This window comes from Streptomyces curacoi (genome assembly GCF_001513975.1).
In the GTDB taxonomy this organism is placed as follows: domain Bacteria; phylum Actinomycetota; class Actinomycetes; order Streptomycetales; family Streptomycetaceae; genus Streptomyces; species Streptomyces curacoi.
In genome coordinates this window covers 108,019-125,688 of the sequence record NZ_KQ947986.1, presented here as the reverse complement: position 1 = coordinate 125,688, position 17,670 = coordinate 108,019, and the positions used below count along the sequence as shown (strand labels likewise).

At 71.5% G+C, this 17,670-nt stretch carries 14 protein-coding genes; 12 read left to right on the top strand and 2 right to left on the bottom strand.

Going from position 1 to position 17,670, the window contains the following annotated elements; all coding sequences use genetic code 11:
* Positions 1-37 precede the first annotated feature (37 nt).
* The 4 genes from AQI70_RS10310 to AQI70_RS10295 all read left to right on the top strand — a co-directional run bounded on the left by AQI70_RS10310 (position 38) and on the right by AQI70_RS10295 (position 7,363).
* Positions 38-1,306 carry a glycoside hydrolase 5 family protein gene (locus AQI70_RS10310; protein WP_107116954.1) on the top strand — a complete coding sequence of 423 codons (1,269 nt, stop codon included), beginning with the start codon at positions 38-40 and terminating at the stop codon, positions 1,304-1,306.
* Complete coding sequence (locus tag AQI70_RS10305) at positions 1,303-3,312, top strand: endo-beta-N-acetylglucosaminidase (RefSeq protein WP_062146781.1); 2,010 nt, start codon at positions 1,303-1,305, stop codon at positions 3,310-3,312. The genes AQI70_RS10310 and AQI70_RS10305 overlap by 4 nt, the downstream gene beginning before the upstream one ends.
* Positions 3,313-3,402: 90 nt before the next feature.
* The gene (locus tag AQI70_RS10300; protein WP_062146779.1) at positions 3,403-6,429 is read left to right on the top strand and encodes an alpha-mannosidase; all 3,027 of its coding nucleotides are present in this window, start codon (positions 3,403-3,405) and stop codon (positions 6,427-6,429) included.
* A 109-nt stretch (positions 6,430-6,538) separates the two neighbouring features.
* Positions 6,539-7,363 (top strand): N-acetylmuramoyl-L-alanine amidase, encoded by an 825-nt coding sequence (locus tag AQI70_RS10295; RefSeq protein ID WP_062146778.1) that lies wholly within the window; start codon positions 6,539-6,541, stop codon positions 7,361-7,363.
* Between the two features lie 80 nt (positions 7,364-7,443).
* Here AQI70_RS10295 and AQI70_RS10290 read toward each other — a convergent pair whose 3' ends face one another.
* Positions 7,444-8,145 carry a FadR/GntR family transcriptional regulator gene (locus tag AQI70_RS10290; RefSeq protein WP_062148232.1) on the bottom strand — a complete coding sequence of 234 codons (702 nt, stop codon included), beginning with the start codon at positions 8,143-8,145 and terminating at the stop codon, positions 7,444-7,446.
* Between the two features lie 169 nt (positions 8,146-8,314).
* Here AQI70_RS10290 and AQI70_RS10285 point away from each other — a divergent pair, with 169 nt between their 5' ends.
* From AQI70_RS10285 to AQI70_RS10250, 8 genes are read left to right on the top strand one after another with little or no spacing between them, the layout of a single operon-like run.
* Positions 8,315-9,388 (top strand): sugar ABC transporter substrate-binding protein, encoded by a 1,074-nt coding sequence (locus tag AQI70_RS10285; RefSeq protein WP_062146776.1) that lies wholly within the window; start codon positions 8,315-8,317, stop codon positions 9,386-9,388.
* The gene (locus tag AQI70_RS10280) at positions 9,385-10,887 is read left to right on the top strand and encodes a sugar ABC transporter ATP-binding protein (protein ID WP_062146774.1); all 1,503 of its coding nucleotides are present in this window, start codon (positions 9,385-9,387) and stop codon (positions 10,885-10,887) included. The genes AQI70_RS10285 and AQI70_RS10280 overlap by 4 nt, the downstream gene beginning before the upstream one ends.
* Positions 10,880-11,905, top strand: a complete 1,026-nt coding sequence (locus tag AQI70_RS10275; RefSeq protein ID WP_062146772.1) for an ABC transporter permease — start codon at positions 10,880-10,882, stop codon at positions 11,903-11,905. The genes AQI70_RS10280 and AQI70_RS10275 overlap by 8 nt, the downstream gene beginning before the upstream one ends.
* 45 nt (positions 11,906-11,950) lie before the next feature.
* Entirely contained in the window at positions 11,951-13,300 is a 1,350-nt protein-coding gene (locus AQI70_RS10270; RefSeq protein ID WP_062146770.1) for an L-fuconate dehydratase, read from the top strand.
* Positions 13,297-14,052, top strand: coding sequence for an SDR family NAD(P)-dependent oxidoreductase (locus tag AQI70_RS10265; protein WP_062146768.1), 756 nt, complete (start codon positions 13,297-13,299; stop codon positions 14,050-14,052). Before AQI70_RS10270 ends, AQI70_RS10265 begins: the two co-directional genes overlap by 4 nt.
* A complete protein-coding gene (locus AQI70_RS10260; protein WP_062146766.1) occupies positions 14,049-15,032 on the top strand; it encodes an aldo/keto reductase in 984 nt (327 codons plus the stop codon). The genes AQI70_RS10265 and AQI70_RS10260 overlap by 4 nt, the downstream gene beginning before the upstream one ends.
* Entirely contained in the window at positions 15,032-15,346 is a 315-nt protein-coding gene (locus AQI70_RS10255) for an L-rhamnose mutarotase (protein ID WP_062146764.1), read from the top strand. The genes AQI70_RS10260 and AQI70_RS10255 overlap by 1 nt, the downstream gene beginning before the upstream one ends.
* Entirely contained in the window at positions 15,331-16,176 is an 846-nt protein-coding gene (locus AQI70_RS10250) for an amidohydrolase family protein (protein ID WP_062146762.1), read from the top strand. Before AQI70_RS10255 ends, AQI70_RS10250 begins: the two co-directional genes overlap by 16 nt.
* Positions 16,177-16,195: 19 nt before the next feature.
* Here AQI70_RS10250 and AQI70_RS10245 read toward each other — a convergent pair whose 3' ends face one another.
* Positions 16,196-17,617: a lipase maturation factor family protein gene (locus AQI70_RS10245; RefSeq protein ID WP_062146760.1), complete on the bottom strand. Its 1,422-nt coding sequence runs from the start codon at positions 17,615-17,617 to the stop codon at positions 16,196-16,198.
* Positions 17,618-17,670: the final 53 nt, after the last annotated feature.

Below are 17,670 nucleotides of genomic sequence, written 5' to 3'. Positions count from 1 at the left end.
CTCCCTGACCTCCCGTACCCCCCTCACAAGGACACGCATGCCTGCTGCCGTGCGCTTCGGCGTCAACTACACCCCGAGCGAAGGGTGGTTCCACCACTGGCTCGACTTCGACCTCGACTCCGTACGCGCCGACCTCGACTCCATCGCGGCGCTGGGCCTGGACCACATCCGGGTCTTCGCGCTGTGGCCGTACTTCCAGCCGAACCGCACCCTGATCCGCCATCGCGCCGTCGAGCAGCTGGTACAGCTCGTCGACGCCGCCGCCGAACGCGGCCTCGACGTCAACGTGGACGGCCTGCAGGGCCACCTGAGCAGCTTCGACTTCCTCCCGGCCTGGACGCGGACCTGGCACCGGCGCAACCTCTTCACCGACCCGGACGTGCTCGACGGCCAGGCCGCCTACCTGCGCACCCTCGCCGCCGCGCTCGCCGACCGCCCGGGCTTCCTCGGCATGACACTCGGCAACGAGGTCAACCAGTTCTCGGCCGGCCCGCATCCCGACCCCGACCGGGCGACCGAGGACGAGATCGACCGCTGGCTGGCGCGCATGCTGGCCGCCTGCGAGGAGGGCGCCCCCGGCAGGCTGCACCTGCACGCCGAGTACGACGCCACCTGGTACCAGGACGACCAGCCGTTCACCCCGGCCCAGGCCGCCCGGCACGGCGCCGTCACGGCCGTGCACTCCTGGGTCTTCAACGGCACCGCCCAGCGCCACGGCCGTACTTCCGTCCCGGCCGAGCACCACGCCGCGTATCTCGTCGAACTGAGCAAGGCCTGGGCCGACGACCCGCACCGGCCCGTCTGGCTCCAGGAGGTCGGCGCGCCCGCACCGCTCATCCCGCCCGAGCATGCCGCCGCCTTCACCGAGGCGACCGTCGCGAACGCTGTGGACTGCCCCGGCCTGTGGGGCATCACCTGGTGGTGCTCGCACGACGTGTCCCGTGCGCTGGCCGACTTCCCCGGACTCGAGTACGGCCTGGGCCTGCTGACCAACGACCGCAGGCCCAAGGACACGGCCGGTGTGCTGGCGCGGGCGGCACGGGAACGGCACGCGTACAAGCCCGCGACCCGGACCACTGCGCTGGTCGTCCCCGCCGACCCGGCCATGCGCTCGGCCTGCGCCCCGGGCGGCCCCGTCTTCGACGCCTACTTCCGGCTCACCGCCGACGGCGCCCGCCCCACCACCGTCCTCGACACCCGGACGGACGACCAGGGACACCTGGCCGCGCGGGGCATCACCGAGGTCGTCACTCCCGATCAGGTACTCCCCGCCCCACCAGGACACCCAGGAGGCACCCGCTCGTGAACCCCACCAGACGCACGGTCCTGCTCGCCGGCGCCGCGGCCGCCCTGTCGCCCTCGCTGCCCGCGGCGGCCGCACCGAAGCCCGAGACCGCCACCCTCCAGCCGTACGCCGCCTACTGGTATCCGGACTCCCTGCCCTCCGGCACCCCGGACACCGGCGTCACCTGGCGCAGCCTGAAGTCCTGGCGTCCGGCCGACGACCCGGACCTCGCCTTCAACGCGGCGACCGTACCGCTGGCACCGCGCTTCACCCCGACTCCGGCCAACACGACCGCTCGCACACATCAGGCCCGGGTCCAGTCCCTGGTGTCCTTCGGGCCCACGTCCGGCAACCCCTCCCAGGGCTCGGCCACCGCCGACTACTACGCCCTCACCCACTGGGCGTACATCGACGAGCTGGTGTTCTGGGGCGGCTCGTCGGGGGAGGGGCTGATCCTCGCGCCGAACGCGCCCGTCGTGGACGCCGCCCACCGGCACGGTGTGCCGGTCCTCGGCAACATCTTCCTGCCGCCCGTCGCCTACGGCGGGCAGCTGCGGTGGACGCGTGACCTGGTGCAGAAGGACGCGCACGGGCGTCACCCGCTCGCCGCGCGGCTGGTCGCGGTGGCGGAGGCATACGGCTTCGACGGGTGGTTCGTCAACGCCGAGACCGGTGGCGGGGACGCCTCGCTGGGCGCGGACATGCTGGGCTTCATGCGGGAGCTCAGGGCGCTCGCCCGGGGCAGGGGGCAACGGGTGACCTGGTACGACTCGATGACCGTGCAGGGAACCGTGAGCTGGCAGGGGGCGCTCAACGCCCAGAACGAGGCGTTCTTCCAGGCCGCCGACGACATGTTCGTCGACTTCCGGTGGACGGCGGGCAGCCTGTCCGCGTCCGGGCAGCGGGCCGAGCAGCTAGGCCGCAGCCGATACGCGCTGTGGGCGGGCGTCGACGTCGAGGCGAACGGTTGGAACTCCGCCGTGAACTGGGACGCGATCGTGCCGCGCGACCGGCCGCACGTCGTGTCGGTCGGCTTCTACCGGCCCGAGTGGACCCGCAATCACCTGCCCGCGGACGAGCGGGCCCCGGAGGACTTCCATGCCGCCGACGACCGGTTCTGGACCGGGCGGTCACTGGATCCGTCGCGGCCGGACGGCACCGACGGCTGGCGGGCGCCGGCCGTGTCGGTCGCCGACCGGTCGACGGTCACGTCGGTGCCGTTCGCGAGCGTGTTCAACACCGGGCACGGGCTGCGGTGGTACGAGGACGGGGAGGTGACGTCGGACGCACCGTGGAACCATCTGGGTCTGCAGGACCGGCTGCCGTCGCGGCGCTGGGCCGTGCACACCGACGGGCAGCGCCCCTGTGTGAACTTCGACTTCGCGGACGCCTGGCGTGGCGGGAGCAGTGTCCTCGTCGAGGGTGAACTGGACGAGCCGGTGATCGTGGATGTGTATGCGACACGGCTGCCGGTGGGTGTTGACACGGTTGTCGAGCTGACCTGCCGGACCGACGCCGGCCGTGTGAACGCCGAGCTGGCGGTGGCCACGGCTGAACCGAGAGGGCCGGGTGCGACACCGCCGTACACGTATCTGCCTGTGAACTCGGTCAACAGCTGGCAGACCTCGACCGTACGGCTCACAGGCCTGACCGGCACCGTGCACGCGATCGGCGTCCGGCTCACCGCGCCGCCCGACGGCGGTCCCGTGCGCTGGCGCCTCGGCGGCCTCGCCGTCCGCACCGCGTCCCGGACCCCGGCCGCCCCGTCAGGGCTGCGCGTCACGGCCGCCTCCGGAGGCGACCTGCGCTTCGCCTGGAACCCGGCCCCCGGCGACGTTCGCCACTACACCCTGCACCGCCTCCTGCCCGACGGCACCCGCCGCTTCCTCGGCGGCACCTGCCAACGGGCCTACTTCGTCGCCGGCCAGGAGCCCGAACAGGGCGAGCGCGCGGCACGGTTCGAACTGCGCGCCGTAGGGGAGCTCTACACCACATCGGCCCCCGCGACCGTCACCCACCGCTGGTGACCACCCGCCCCACACGACCACTCAGCACACCGCTCACCACCACCGCTCACCACCATCACTCTCCCTCGGACGACCCACGGAGCACCCCGCATGCATGACGACCGCAGCCTGGTCGAAGCCCGTCTCAAGCGCGTCCTCGACGAACGCGTCCGCCCCGCCGTGTACCCGGAGTCAGTGCCGCTGGAGGTGGCGGTGTGGCATGCGCCCGGCGAGCCGGTGCCCGTCGCCGAGGGACTCGCCGCCGAGCCCGAGCCGATCCAGGTGGGCGCACGCTGGGGTGCCCCTTGGGGCACCAGCTGGTTCCGGGTCACCGGGACCGTGCCCGAGGCGTGGGCCGGCCGGACCGTCGAGGCCCTCCTCGACCTGGGGTTCGACGAGAACATGCCCGGCTTCCAGTGCGAGGGCCTGGTCCACCGGCCCGACGGCACCCCCGTGAAAGGCCTCAACCCGCGCAACCAGTGGGTGCGTATCGGCGCGCCCGTCGAGGGCGGCGAGCGGGTGCGGCTGCACATCGAGGCCGCCTCCAACCCCGTCATCCTCGACTACCACCCCTTCCTGCCCACGCAGCTCGGCGACAAGGAGACCGCCGGCAGCGAGCCGCAGTACACGCTCACCCGCATGGACCTCGCCGTCTTCGACGAGAACGTCTGGCAGCTGGTCATCGACCTGGAGGTGCTCGGCGAGCTGATGGCCGAGCTGCCGGTGGAGTCGGCGCGGCGCTGGGAGATTCTGCGAGCGGTGGACAAGGCGCTCGACGCGATCGACCTGCAGGACGTCAACGGCACGGCGAGCCGCGCCCGCTCACGGCTCACCGACGTGCTCGCCGCCCCCGCCGTGCCGTCCGCCCACCGCATCAGCGCCGTCGGGCACGCGCACATCGACTCGGCGTGGCTGTGGCCGCTGCGCGAGACCGTGCGCAAGGTGGCCCGTACGACCGCCAACATGACCGCGCTCATCGAGGACGAGCCCGACTTCGTCTTCGCCATGTCGCAGGCCCAGCAGTGGGCTTGGGTGAAGGAGCACCGGCCCGAGGTGTGGGCGCGGGTGAAGAAGGCGGTGGCGGAGGGGCGGTTCGTGCCGGCCGGCGGGATGTGGGTGGAGTCGGACACCAACATGCCGGGCTCGGAGGCGATGGCCCGGCAGTTCGTGCACGGCAAGCGGTTCTTCCTCGACGAGTTCGGCATCGAGAACGACGAGGCATGGCTGCCCGACACCTTCGGCTTCGCCGCCGGACTGCCCCAGATCATCAGGGCGGCGGGCTCCAAGTGGCTGCTGACCCAGAAGATCTCCTGGTCCCGGACGAACAAGTTCCCGCACCACACCTTCTGGTGGGAGGGCATCGACGGCACCCGGATCTTCACCCACTTCCCGCCCGTCGACACCTACAACTGCTCGATGAAGGGCAGCGAGATCGCCCACGCGGCCCGCAACTTCAAGGACAAGGGAGTGGCCCGGCACTCCCTCGCGCCCACCGGCTGGGGCGACGGAGGCGGCGGCACGACCCGCGAGATGGTCGCGAAGGCGGCGCGGCTGCGGGACCTGGAGGGCTCGGCGACCGTCGTGTGGGAGACGCCGGAGGCCTTCTTCCGGAAGGCCGAGGCCGAACACCCCGACCCGCCCGTCTGGGTCGGCGAGCTCTACCTCGAACTGCACCGCGCCACACTCACCAGCCAGGCCAGGACCAAACAGGGCAACCGCCGCAGCGAACACCTCCTGAGGGAGGCCGAACTGTGGGCCGCGACGGCCGCCGTACGCACCGGATTCCCCTACCCGTACGAGGAGCTGGACCGCATCTGGAAGACGGTGCTGCTGCATCAGTTCCACGACATCCTGCCCGGCTCGTCCATCGCGTGGGTGCACCGTGAGGCACGCGCGACGTACGAGCGTCTCGCGGGTGAGCTGACCGCGATCATCGAGTCGGCCCAGCGCGCCCTGGCGGGCGAGGGAGAGACCGAGCTCGTCTTCAACGCCGCCCCGCACAGCCGCGAGGGCGTACCGGCGGGCGGTGCGCGCCCCCGGGTGAGCGAGGGCCGCACCGCTCTCACGGCGCGCCCGGGCGGCGGCTTCGTCCTCGACAACGGCCTGCTGCGCATCGAGATCGACCCGCAGGGCCTGGTCGTGTCCGCGTACGACATCGGGGCCGACCGCGAGACGATCGCCCCGGGCCGGGCCGCGAACCTCCTCCAGCTCCACCCCGACTTCCCGAACATGTGGGATGCCTGGGACGTCGACGAGTTCTACCGTCACACGGTCACCGACCTGACCGAGGCGGACGAGATCGCGCCCGCCGACGACGGGGCGTCGGTGCGGATCGTCCGGTCCTTCGGCGCCTCGCGCGTCACCCAGCGGCTGTCGCTCGCACCGGGGGAGCGGCGGCTGCTGATCGACACGGAGGTCGACTGGCACGAGAGGGAGAAGTTCCTGAAGCTGGCCTTCCCGCTCGACGTGCACGCCGAACGGTACGCGTCGGAGACCCAGTTCGGGCACTTCCACCGCCCCACCCACACCAACACCAGCTGGGAGGCGGCCAAGTTCGAGGCCTGCAACCACCGTTTCGTGCATGTGGAGGAGCCCGGCTGGGGTGTCGCCGTCGTCAACGACTCGACGTACGGCCATGACGTGACCCGCACGGTCCGCACCGACGGCGACCGCGGCACGACCACCACGGTCCGGGTGTCCCTGCTGCGCGCCCCGCGCTTTCCCGACCCCGAGACCGACCAGGGCGTCCACCGTTTCCGGCACGCCCTGGTGCCGGGCGCGGACATCGGTGACGCGGTGCGCGAGGGCTGGCGCGTCAACCTGCCCGCCCGGCGGGTGACCGGCGGCGTCGCCGAGGTCGCTCCCCTGGTCGCCGTCGACCGGGACGCGGTGGTCGTGACGGCCCTCAAGCTGGCCGACGACGGCAGCGGAGACGTGGTGGTGCGCCTGCACGAGGCCCACGGCGGCCGGGTACGGGCCACCCTGACGGCAGACTTCGAGTTCGCGGACGTGACGGCGACGGACCTGCTGGAGCGCCCGCTGCCCGAGACGCCGCCGTACGACGGCCGGCGCGTCGCGCTGCGCCTGCGGCCCTTCGAGCTGGTGACGCTGCGGCTGCGCCGGGTCCGGGCGCAGTGAAACCGAACGACGGCGTGCCGTCGTGATACAGGGCGCCAACTGACGTCACACTCAGGGCAGTTGGTGTGACATCCGTGATGTCCGGAACTTCGGCGCCCTGGAGGCACTCATGAAGCTCGTCACACGGGCCCAGCTCGGCTGGCCCGCATCCGCCGCACCGGCCCAGACCTCGGCCAAGGGTGTGAAGGTCCACTACGAAGGCGCGCCCGTCAGCACGAAACTCCTCGACGACCACGACCTCTGCATCGCCAGGTGGAAGTCGATCCGCGCAGCCCATCTGGCCAATCCGAAGGAGAACTACTCGGACATCGCCTACAACTACGGCGCCTGCCCGCACGGTCATCTCCTGGAGGGGCGCGGCCTGCGCAAGCGCACCGGGGCCAACGGCAACCAGGACCTCAACCGCGCCCACTACGCGATCGTCGGGCTGGTCGGCTCGGAGGGGCTCACCAAGCCCACGGACGCGATGCTGGGCGCGATCCGCGACGGCATCGAGCTGCTGCGCCGCCACGGGGCCGGAAATGAGATCAAGGGGCACAAGGACGGCTTCGCCACCGCATGCCCCGGAAAGCACCTGTACGCGTGGGTGCAGGACGGAGCTCCGCGGCCCGGCGGCGGCTCGGGCGGCACCGGTCCCGGCCCCGCACGTCCGGTGGTCGATCTGTCGAAGGTGGTCGCCGCGGCCCTGCACGACCCGGCCAAGCCGGGCACGCCGGTGTCGTACGCGGGAGTGAAGACCGTGGAGAAGGCGCTCGTCGCGGAGGGCCTGCTCGAAGCGAAGTACGTGGACGGCCACTTCGGTGGGGCGACCGTCAAGGCGTACGCCGCCTGGCAGCACCGGTGCGGCTTCTCCGGCGCGGACGCCAACGGCATCCCCGGCCAGGCGTCCCTGGACCGGCTCGGCCGGCGTCACGGCTTCGACGTGAAGCCGTAGGACCCCTGCGCGTCGGGCGGGGCCGTTCCCCTCGTACGGGAGGAGAGGGGACCGGCCCCCTCCGACGCCAAAGGCGCGGGTCAGCCGCCGAGCTGGGTCCGCAGCCACTCCTCCACCTCGCCCACATGCGCGGCCGCCGCGGCCCGGGCCGCCTCCGGATCGCGGGCGACCAGGGCGCGGTGGATCGCGGCGTGTTCGCGGCGGGTGCGGGTGAAGGCGCCCTCCTCCTGGTAGCCGCGCCAGACGCGCGCGCGGAACGTGCGGGAGGACAGGCCCTCCAGGATCGCCGCCATGGTCTCGTTGCCGGCGGCGGCCACGATCTCGCGGTGGAAGGCCAGGTCGTGGGCGAGGATCTCCTCGGGGTCGTCCGTGGCGTTCATCGCCGTCAGGTGCTTCTCGACCTCCGCCAGCTGGTCCGGTGTGATGCGCGCCGCCGCCATGGCCGTCGCCGTCGACTCCAGGATGCGCCGCACCTCCAGCAGCTCCACCAGTCGCGGGCCCCGGGAGAGGTCGGCGACCACGCCGAACGTCTCCAGCAGATCGCCGGCCTCCAGCTGTGTGACGTAGATGCCCGAACCGTGCCGGGCCTCCAGCACCCCCAGCACCGTCAGCGCCCGGATCGCCTCGCGCATCGAGCTGCGGGAGATGCCGAGCTGGGCCGCCAGATCGCGCTCGGTCGGCAGCCGCTGCCCCGGCTCCAGCCGCCCCTCGGCGATCATCGCCTTGATCCGCTCGATGGCGCGCTGCGTCACGGTGCCCTTCTGCGGGGCTGTCTCGTCCACGTTCACGCCATTCCTCCTGTCACCGGTGCGGCGCAGTCTAACCAGCGAGGTGGTCCGACCAATACAGTCGCGATGCGGGAAAACCTGCCGCTGGAGGGTGTTGTTCCACGGAAGTGGTCTGATAAATATGCGGGCATCTGCTCGAACACGCTCAACGAGGAGCCGCCAGATGCCCGGCAGAACAGCGCGGAAGCAGAACAGGTCACGGAACGTCGGCGCGATGGCCCTGGCCGTCGGCGCCTCGCTCGTGCTCGCCGCGTGCGGCAGCACCAAGGACACCGGCGCCACCAGTGCCGAAGGCGGTGGCGGCAGCGGGAAAGTCGGGGTGATCCTGCCCCTGCTGACCTCGCCGTTCTGGCAGTCGTACAACGACTACGTGCCGAAGATGGCCGAGTCCGAAGGCGTCGACACGCTCAAGACGGTCAACTCCAACAGCGACCCCTCGCAGCAGATCACCGACATCAACAACCAGCTCAACCAGGGCGTGAAGGGCCTCGTCGTGGCCCCCCTGGACAGCGCCGCCATCGAGGCCGGCCTGGACCAGGCCGAGCGCAAGGGTGTGCCGGTGGTCGCGGTCGACGTGGCCCCGGACAAGGGCAAGGTCGCCATGGTGGTGCGCGCCAACAACGTGGCCTACGGCGAGAAGGCCTGCCAGTACCTGGGCGAGCAGATCCCCTCCGGCAAGGTCGTGCAGATCATGGGCGACCTCGCCTCCGTCAACGGCCGCGACCGCTCCGAGGCGTTCCGTGCCTGCGTGAAGAAGAACTTCCCCAAGCTGAAGGTCCTGGAGATACCTGCCAAGTGGGAGTCCGACACCGCGGCCTCCAAACTGGACACCCTCCTCAACGCCAACCCCGACATCAAGGGCATCTACCTGCAGGCGGGCGGCGTCTACCTCGCGCCGACCCTCCAGACCCTGAAGTCGAAGGGCATGCTGAAGAAGGCCGGGCAGCCAGGGCACATCACGATCGTCTCCAACGACGGCATCCCGCAGGAGTACGACGCCATCCGCAAGGGCGAGATCGACGCGACCGTCTCCCAGCCCGCCGACCTGTACGCCAAGTACGGCATGTACTACATCAAGGCCGCGATGGAGGGGAAGACCTTCAAGCCCGGCCCCACCGACCACGACTCCACCATCGTCAAGCTGCCCAGCGGCATCCTGGAGGACCAGCTGCCCGCCCCGCTGGTCACCAAGGACAACGTCGACGACCCCAAGCTCTGGGGCAACACGGTCAAATGACGACGCCACTCGTCGATGCGCGGGGCATCGTCAAGCGCTACGGCCCCACCACCGCCCTCGCCGACGGCCGGCTCACCGTCCTGCCCGGCGAGTCCCACGCCCTCGTCGGCCGCAACGGCGCCGGCAAGTCGACCCTGGTGACCATCCTCACCGGACTCCAGGCCGCCGACCAGGGCGAGGTCCGCTTCGACGGCGAGCCCGCGCCCCCGCTCGCCGACCGTGACGCCTGGCGCCGCAAGGTGGCCTGCGTCTACCAGAAGCCCACGGTGGTCCCGGAGCTGACGGTCGCCGAGAACCTGTTCATCAACCGGCAGCCGCTCAACCGCGGGTTCATCAGCTGGCGCAGGCTGCGGTCGCGGGCCGCCGACCTCCTCGCCACCTGGGACGTGCACGTCGACCCCGAGGCCCGCACCGCCGACCTCAAGGTCGAGGACCGCCAAATGGTGGAGATCGCCCGGGCGCTCAGCTTCGGCGCCCGCTTCATCATCCTCGACGAGCCCACCGCCCAGCTGGACAAGCGCGAGATCGAGCGGCTGTTCACCCGGATGCGGGCGCTGCAGGCTTCCGGCGTGACCTTCCTGTTCATCTCGCACCACCTCCAGGAGGTGTACGAGGTCTGCCAGACCGTCACGGTCCTGCGTGACGCCCGCTGGATCACCACCGCCCCGGTCGCCGAACTTCCGCGCCGCGCCCTGGTGGAGGCCATGGCCGGGGAGTCCATCGAGGTCATCGCCGAACAGGCGGTGGACCCCGGGGACGTCGACCATGACGCCCCCGTCCTCCTCGAAGCGCGCGGGCTGACCTCACCGGCGTACGAGAACGTCGACCTCACCGTCCGCCGCGGCGAGGTCGTCGGGCTCGCCGGGATCAGCGGCAGCGGCAAGGTGCAGCTCGCCGAGTCCCTCGCGGGGCTGCACACCCCGACGAGCGGGACCGCTCGACTGGACGGTGCGCGGCTCCCGTTCGGCGATGTGCGGGCGGCCCTCGAAGCGGGCGTCGCCTGCGTGCCCCGGGACCGGCACGACCAGGGCCTCGTCGCCGGCATGACCATCGGCGACAACGCCACCATGAGCGTCCTGGACCGGCTCGGCCGCTTCGGCTTCGTCGGCACCGAACGCAAGCGTGACGTCGCCACCGCCCTCATCGAACGCCTCGACATCCACACCGAGGGCCCCGACCAGCCCGTCTCCGACCTGTCCGGCGGCAACGCGCAGAAGGTCGTCATGGCCCGCGCCCTCGCCTCCGACCCCCGCCTGCTCGTGCTGATCAACCCGACCGCCGGCGTCGACGTGAAGTCCAAGGAGTCCCTGCTCGCCCGCGTCGACAGCGCCCGCGAGGACGGCATCGCCGTACTCGTCGTCTCCGACGAACTCGACGACCTGCGCCGCTGCGACCGCGTCCTCGTCCTCTTCCACGGCCGTGTCGTCGCCGAGCACCCGGCGGGCTGGCGCGACCACGAGCTGATCGCCTCCATCGAAGGAGTGGACAACCATGGCTGACACCAAGGCCCCACCGGCCCTGCCCGTGAAGGTGCCGGACGCCCGTGCCGCCAGGACGGTCCTGCTCCGCCGCGCCCGTGAACTGGCCCTGGTCCCCGCCCTGTTGCTCCTGCTGGTGCTCGGCGCCGTGGTCAACGACTCGTTCCTCACCGAGCGCAACCTGATCTCCATCCTCGGCGCCTCCGCCGCCCTGGCGATGGTCGTGCTGGCCGAGTCGCTCGTCCTGATCACCGGCAAGTTCGACCTGTCCCTCGAATCGGTCGTCGGCATCGCGCCCGCCGTGGGAGCGCTCCTCGTGCTGCCCGCCGCCCAGTCCGGCTGGGGCACCGAACTGCCCGCCGCCCTCGCCCTGTTGGCGATCCTCGTGGTCGGGGCCGCCGTCGGTGCCTTCAACGGCATCCTGGTCGTGAAGTTCAAGCTCAACGCGTTCATCGTGACGCTCGCGATGCTGATCGTCCTGCGCGGACTGCTGGTCGGCGCGACGAAGGGCAAGACGCTGTTCGGGATGCCCGACAGCTTCTACTCCCTCGCCACCACCACCTTCCTCACCGTCCCGATGTCGGTGTGGCTCGCGGCGGCGGCCTTCGCGATCGCCGGGTTCGTGCTCAAGTACCACCGCATCGGACGCGCCCTGTACGCCATCGGCGGCAACCCGGACGCCGCCCGCGCGGCCGGCATCCGGGTCGAGCGGGTGATGCTCGGCGTGTTCGTCGTCGCGGGCACCCTCGCGGCCGTCGGCGGGATCATCCAGACCGGCTATGTCGGCGCGATCAGCGCCAACCAGGGCAACAACATGATCTTCACCGTGTTCGCGGCCGCGGTGATCGGCGGCATCAGCCTGGACGGCGGAAAGGGCACCATGTTCGGCGCCCTGACCGGCGTACTCCTCCTCGGCGTCGTGCAGAACCTGCTCACCCTCGCCCAGGTGCCGTCGTTCTGGATCCAGGCCATCTACGGCGGGATCATCCTGGTCGCCCTCATGATCGCCCGCGTGACGACGGGCCGGGCCCAGGACTGACGCGCGCCCTCCCCACCATCGACGTCACCGACCGAAAGGCCCTCTGTGTCCCCGACCCCCGGCACCCCCGCCCGCATCACGGCGGTCGACACCTACGACATCCGCTTCCCCACCTCGCGCGAGCTCGACGGCTCCGACGCGATGAACCCGGACCCGGACTACTCGGCCGCCTACGTCGTGCTGCGTACCGACGCGGCCGACGGGCCGGAGGGGCACGGGTTCACCTTCACCATCGGGCGGGGCAACGAGGTCCAGGTCGCCGCGATCGAGGCACTGCGCGGGCATGTCGTCGGCCGGTCCGTCGAGGAGCTGTGCGCCGACCCGGGAACCCTGAACCGCGACCTGATCGGCGACAGCCAGCTGCGCTGGCTCGGCCCCGAGAAGGGCGTGATGCACATGGCGATCGGCGCGGTCATGAACGCCGTGTGGGACCTGGCCGCCAAGCGCGCCGCCAAGCCGCTGTGGCGCCTGCTCGCCGACGCCGACCCGGAGTGGATCGTGCGTCAGATCGACTTCCGCTACCTCACCGACGCGCTCACGCCCGAGGAGGCGCTGACCATCCTGCGCCGCGGCCGTGAGGGGACGGGGGAGCGCACCGCCCGGCTCCTGGAGCGCGGCTACCCCGCCTACACCACCTCCGCGGGCTGGCTCGGCTACGACGACGACAAGCTCACCCGCCTCGCCGCCGAGGCCGTCGCCGACGGCTTCCGGCAGATCAAGCTGAAGGTCGGCGCCGACCTGGAGGACGACGTACGGCGCTGCCGCGTCGCCCGCTCGGTGGTCGGGCCGGACATCCGCGTGGCGATCGACGCCAACCAGCGCTGGGACGTCGACGAGGCGATCCGCTGGACCAAGGCCCTCGCCGAGTTCGACCCGTACTGGATCGAGGAGCCCACCAGCCCCGACGACGTCCTCGGCCACGCGGCCGTCCGCAGGGCCGTCGCCCCGGTGAAGGTGGCCACCGGCGAACACGTCCAGAACAGGGTCGTCTTCAAGCAGCTGCTCCAGGCCGGCGCCCTGGACGTCGTCCAGATCGACGCGGCCCGCGTCGGCGGCGTCAACGAGAACCTGGCCATCCTGCTGCTCGCCGCCAAGTTCGGCGTGCCGGTGTGCCCGCACGCGGGCGGCGTCGGGCTGTGCGAACTCGTCCAGCACCTGTCCATGTACGACTACGTGGCGGTCACCGGCACCACCGAGGACCGGGTCATCGAGTACGTCGACCATCTGCACGACCACTTCCTGAACCCGGTGGTGATCAGGGAAGGTCACTACACGGCACCCACCGCGCCGGGCTTCTCGGCCGCCATGCGGCCCGAGTCGATCGCGCGGTACACGTTCCCGGACGGCGCCTTCTGGGCCGCCGATCTCGATCAGCGGAAGGAGCACGCGGCATGAGCGACTTCGAGGGTCTCAGGGCGCTGGTGACGGGAGGCGCCTCCGGCATCGGCCGGGCCACCGCCGAACTCCTCGCCGCGCGCGGTGCCCAGGTCGCCGTCCTGGACCTGGACCCGTCGTCCGTCGAGAAGCCGCTGCTCGCCTTCCGCGCCGACGTCAGCGACGACGCCTCCGTACGCGAGGCCGTGGCCGCCGCCGTGGCCGGGCTCGGCGGACTGGACGTAGTGGTCAACAACGCCGGCATCGGCGCCCAGGGCACCGTCGAGGACAACGACGACGCCGAGTGGCACCGGGTCATGGACGTCAACGTCGTCGGCATGGTGCGGGTCGCCCGGGCGGCCCTGCCGCACCTGCGCGAGTCGTCACACGCGGCGATCGTGAACACCTGCTCCATCGCGGCCACGGCCGGACTTCCGCAGCGGGCCCTGTACAGCGCGACCAAGGGCGCCGTGTACTCGCTCACCCTCGCCATGGCCGCCGACCACGTCCGCGAGGGCATCCGCGTCAACTGCGTCAACCCCGGCACCGCCGACACCCCCTGGGTCGGCCGCCTGCTCGACGCCGCCGACGAACCGGCCGCCGAACGCGCCGCCCTGGAGGCCCGCCAGCCCACCGGCCGCCTCGTCTCGGCCGCCGAGGTCGCGGGCGCCATCGCCTACCTGGCGAGCCCACTCTCCGGCGCCACCACCGGCACCGCCCTCGCCGTCGACGGCGGCATGCAGGGCCTGCGGCTGCGGCCGGTGGGCCGGTGAAGCGGCTCGGCGGCAGCGGCGTCGAGGTCAGCGAGCTGGCCTTCGGCGCCGCCGGCATCGGCAACCTCTACACCGAGGTCGGCGAGGAGCAGGCGTACGAGGCGGTGGCCGCCGCCTGGCAGCGCGGCATCCGCTACTTCGACACCGCCCCGCACTACGGCCTAGGCCTGTCCGAACGCCGCCTGGGCGCGGCCCTGCGCGAACGCCCCCGCGACCGGTACGCCGTCTCGACGAAGGTGGGCCGCCGCCTGGAGCCCTCGGACGAGGGCGGCGACGACCTCGCGAACGGCTTCGCCGTGCCCGCCACCCACCGCCGCGTCTGGGACTTCAGCGAGGACGGCGTACGCCGCACCCTGGAGGCCAGCCTGGAACGGCTCGGCCTCGACCGCGTCGACGTCGTCTACCTCCACGACCCCGACGACCACGCCGAGTGGGCCTTCCGCGAGGGCTACCCGGCGCTGGAGAAACTCCGCTCCGAGGGCGTCGTCGGCGCGATCGGCGCCGGCATGAACCAGGCGGAGATGCTCACCCGCTTCGTCCAGGACACCGACGTCGACGTGGTGCTGTGCGCCGGCCGCTACACGCTGCTCGACCAGCGGGCCCTCACCGAACTGCTGCCCGCCGCCCAGGCACGCGGCACCTCGGTCGTGATCGGCGGCGCCTTCAACTCCGGCCTGCTGGCGAACCCGAAACCGGGCGCCACCTACAACTACGCCACCGCCACACCCGAGTTGCTGCACCGCGCCCTGCGCCTGAAGTCGGTCGCCGACCGCCACGGCACCACGCTGCGCGCCGCCGCCCTGGCCTTCTGCGCAGCCCACCCCGCGGTCGCGAGCGTCCTCGTCGGCGCCCGCTCGGCACACGAAGTAGTCGACTGTGCCCACCAGTTCGCGGCGCCCGTGCCCGCCGCCCTCTGGCAGGAGCTGCGCGACACCGGCCTCCTGCCGCCCGACGCCCCCGTGCCCGCCGAGGAGCCGTGATGAGAGTCGCCCTGCACACCAAGGTCCGCGCGGACCGCGTCGCCGAGTACGAGGCCGCCCACCGCGAGGTCCCGAGGGAACTCACCGACGCCATCCGGGCCGCCGGTGCCTCCGCCTGGACGATCTGGCGCAGCGGGACCGACCTTTTCCACGTCCTGGAGTGCGAGGACTACGGCCGCCTCCTCGCCGAGCTGGAGAAACTCCCGGCCAACGTGGCCTGGCAGGCTCGTATGGCCGAGCTGCTCGACGTGGTGCACGACTACTCCGGCGAGGGCGCGGACGCCGGCCTGCCCGTCGTATGGGAGCTGCCGTGACGGTCATCGATGCCCATCATCATGTCTGGGACCTCTCCGTCCGGGACCAGGACTGGATCACCGGTCCCGAACTCCATCCGCTGAGAAGGAACTTCACCGTCGCCGACCTCGCCCCCGAGGCCCGTGCGGCCGGAGTCGACCGTACGGTCCTCGTCCAGACGATCACCGCCGCCGAGGAGACCCCGGAGTTCCTCGCCCTCGCCGCCGAGCAGGAGCTGATCGCGGCCGTCGTCGGCTGGACCGACCTCACCCGTCCGGACGTCGCCGAGGAGCTGGCCCGGCTGCGGGAGCTGCCCGGTGGGCCGTACCTGAAGGGCATCCGGCACCAGGTCCAGGGCGAGCCCGATCCGGAGTGGCTGCTGCGTGCGGACGTACGGGGCGGACTGGCCGCCGTGGCAGAGGCGGGGCTGGTCTACGACCTGGTCGTGCTGCCGCACCAGCTGCCGGCGTGCGTCAAGGCCGCCGCGGACCACCCCGGCCTCACCTTCGTCCTGGACCACCTGGGCAAACCACCCATCGCCTCCGGCGCCCTCGAACCCTGGGAAACCGCCGTCCGCTCCCTGGCCGCCCTCTCCAACACCGTCTGCAAACTCTCCGGCATGGTCACCGAAGCCGACCTCGCCTCCTGGGGGGTCGACGACCTGCGCCCGTACGCCGACGTGGTGCTGGACGCCTTCGGCCCGGACCGGCTGATGTTCGGCTCCGACTGGCCGGTGTGCACGCTGGCGGCGTCGTACGGGCAGGTGCTCGCCACGGCGGAGGAGCTGACCGGCCCGGCCGATCGTACGCGGATCTTCGAAACCACCGCGACCCGCGTCTACAGCCTCTGAGTCGCCCCGCCACCCGCGTCTACAGCCTCTGAGTCACGCCCGCCAACCGCGTGGGCGGCAGATACTCCCGCACATAGGTCCGTTCCCAGCACGCGCCTGTCTCGCGCAGCTCGCGCCAGGTCGTGTAGCGGTAGAGGAAGAGCCGGGCGCGGATGTAGCGGGGCGGCTCGTCGGGCGGGAACGGTGAGCGGCGCAGCAGCTTCAGCGTGTCGCGGTCGTTCTCCAGCAGCCGCTCCACCAGTGCGCCGAACCACGATCCGGCGTACGCGGGCGACAGCGCGGCGAACCACATCAGCCAGTCCAGCCGCAGATGGTACGGCGCGAACTGCCGCGGCCAGTGCCGGGGATCACCCGGCTTGCCCTTGAACTCGTACTCCCGCCAGTCCGAGTCCGCGCGCGGTACGTCGTCGGCGGTGCCCTCGATGACCACCTCGTAGCGGATCCTGCTGACGCTGCCGAACGCGCCGTAGGTGTTGACCAGGTGGAGCGGGTCGAAGGAGCGGTTCATGACCTGGCGGCGGGAGATCATGTTGGCGACCGGGTGGTAGCTCAGACAGAGGAGCAGCGCGGCGACCGCCAGTACCACGACCTCGTACCACAGCGGCGCGTCGGGCACGGCCGGCGGATCGCTCGGGAACCGCACCGCCGACAGGGCCAGCACGATGGTGATCCAGTTCAGCCAGGAGAAGTTGCCCGACAGAACCAGCCACAGCTGGGTGACGATCATCAGCGAGGCGGCGGCCGTCGCGATCGGCTGCGGGGTGAAGAGCAGGACGGGGACCACGAGTTGGGTGATGTGGTTGGCGGCCACCTCGACGCGGTGCAGGGGCCGGGGCAGATGGTGGAAGAACCAGCTCAGCGGGCCCGGCATCGGCTGGGTCTCGTGGTGGTACTCCAGGCAGGTCAGCTTCCGCCAGCACGCGTCGCCGCGCATCTTGATCAGGCCCGCGCCGAACTCGACGCGGAAGAGGATCCACCGCAGCAGGAACAGCACCACGATCGGCGGAGCGACCTCGTCGTTGCCCAGGAAGACGGCGAGGAAGCCGACCTCCAGCAACAGGGACTCCCAGCCGAACGAGTACCAGGTCTGGCCGACGTTGACGATCGACAGGTACAGCACCCACGGGATCAGCCACAGCAGCATGGCGCCCCACAGGGGGACGACGGAGTCCAGCCCGGCCAGCAGCGCCGCCGACACCGCGCAGCCCGACCAGGCGCAGCCGGCGAAGAAACGGTCCGAATAGCGCAGTTGGAACAGGCTCGGCGCGGCCTTGAAGGGCACCCGCTCGACGAAGCGCGGCACGGGCAGCATGCCTCGCTCACCGATCAGCGCCCGGAACTGCAGGGCCGCGGTCAGGAACGCGACGAGATACACGCCGGCCAGGGCCCGCTGGAAGACCAGCCGGCTCGTCCAGTAGTCCGGTGCGATGAACCACTCCACGACCCGTGCGCTCCTTTCTCCCCATTGTCCCGCCGCAGACCCAGGTGACTCTG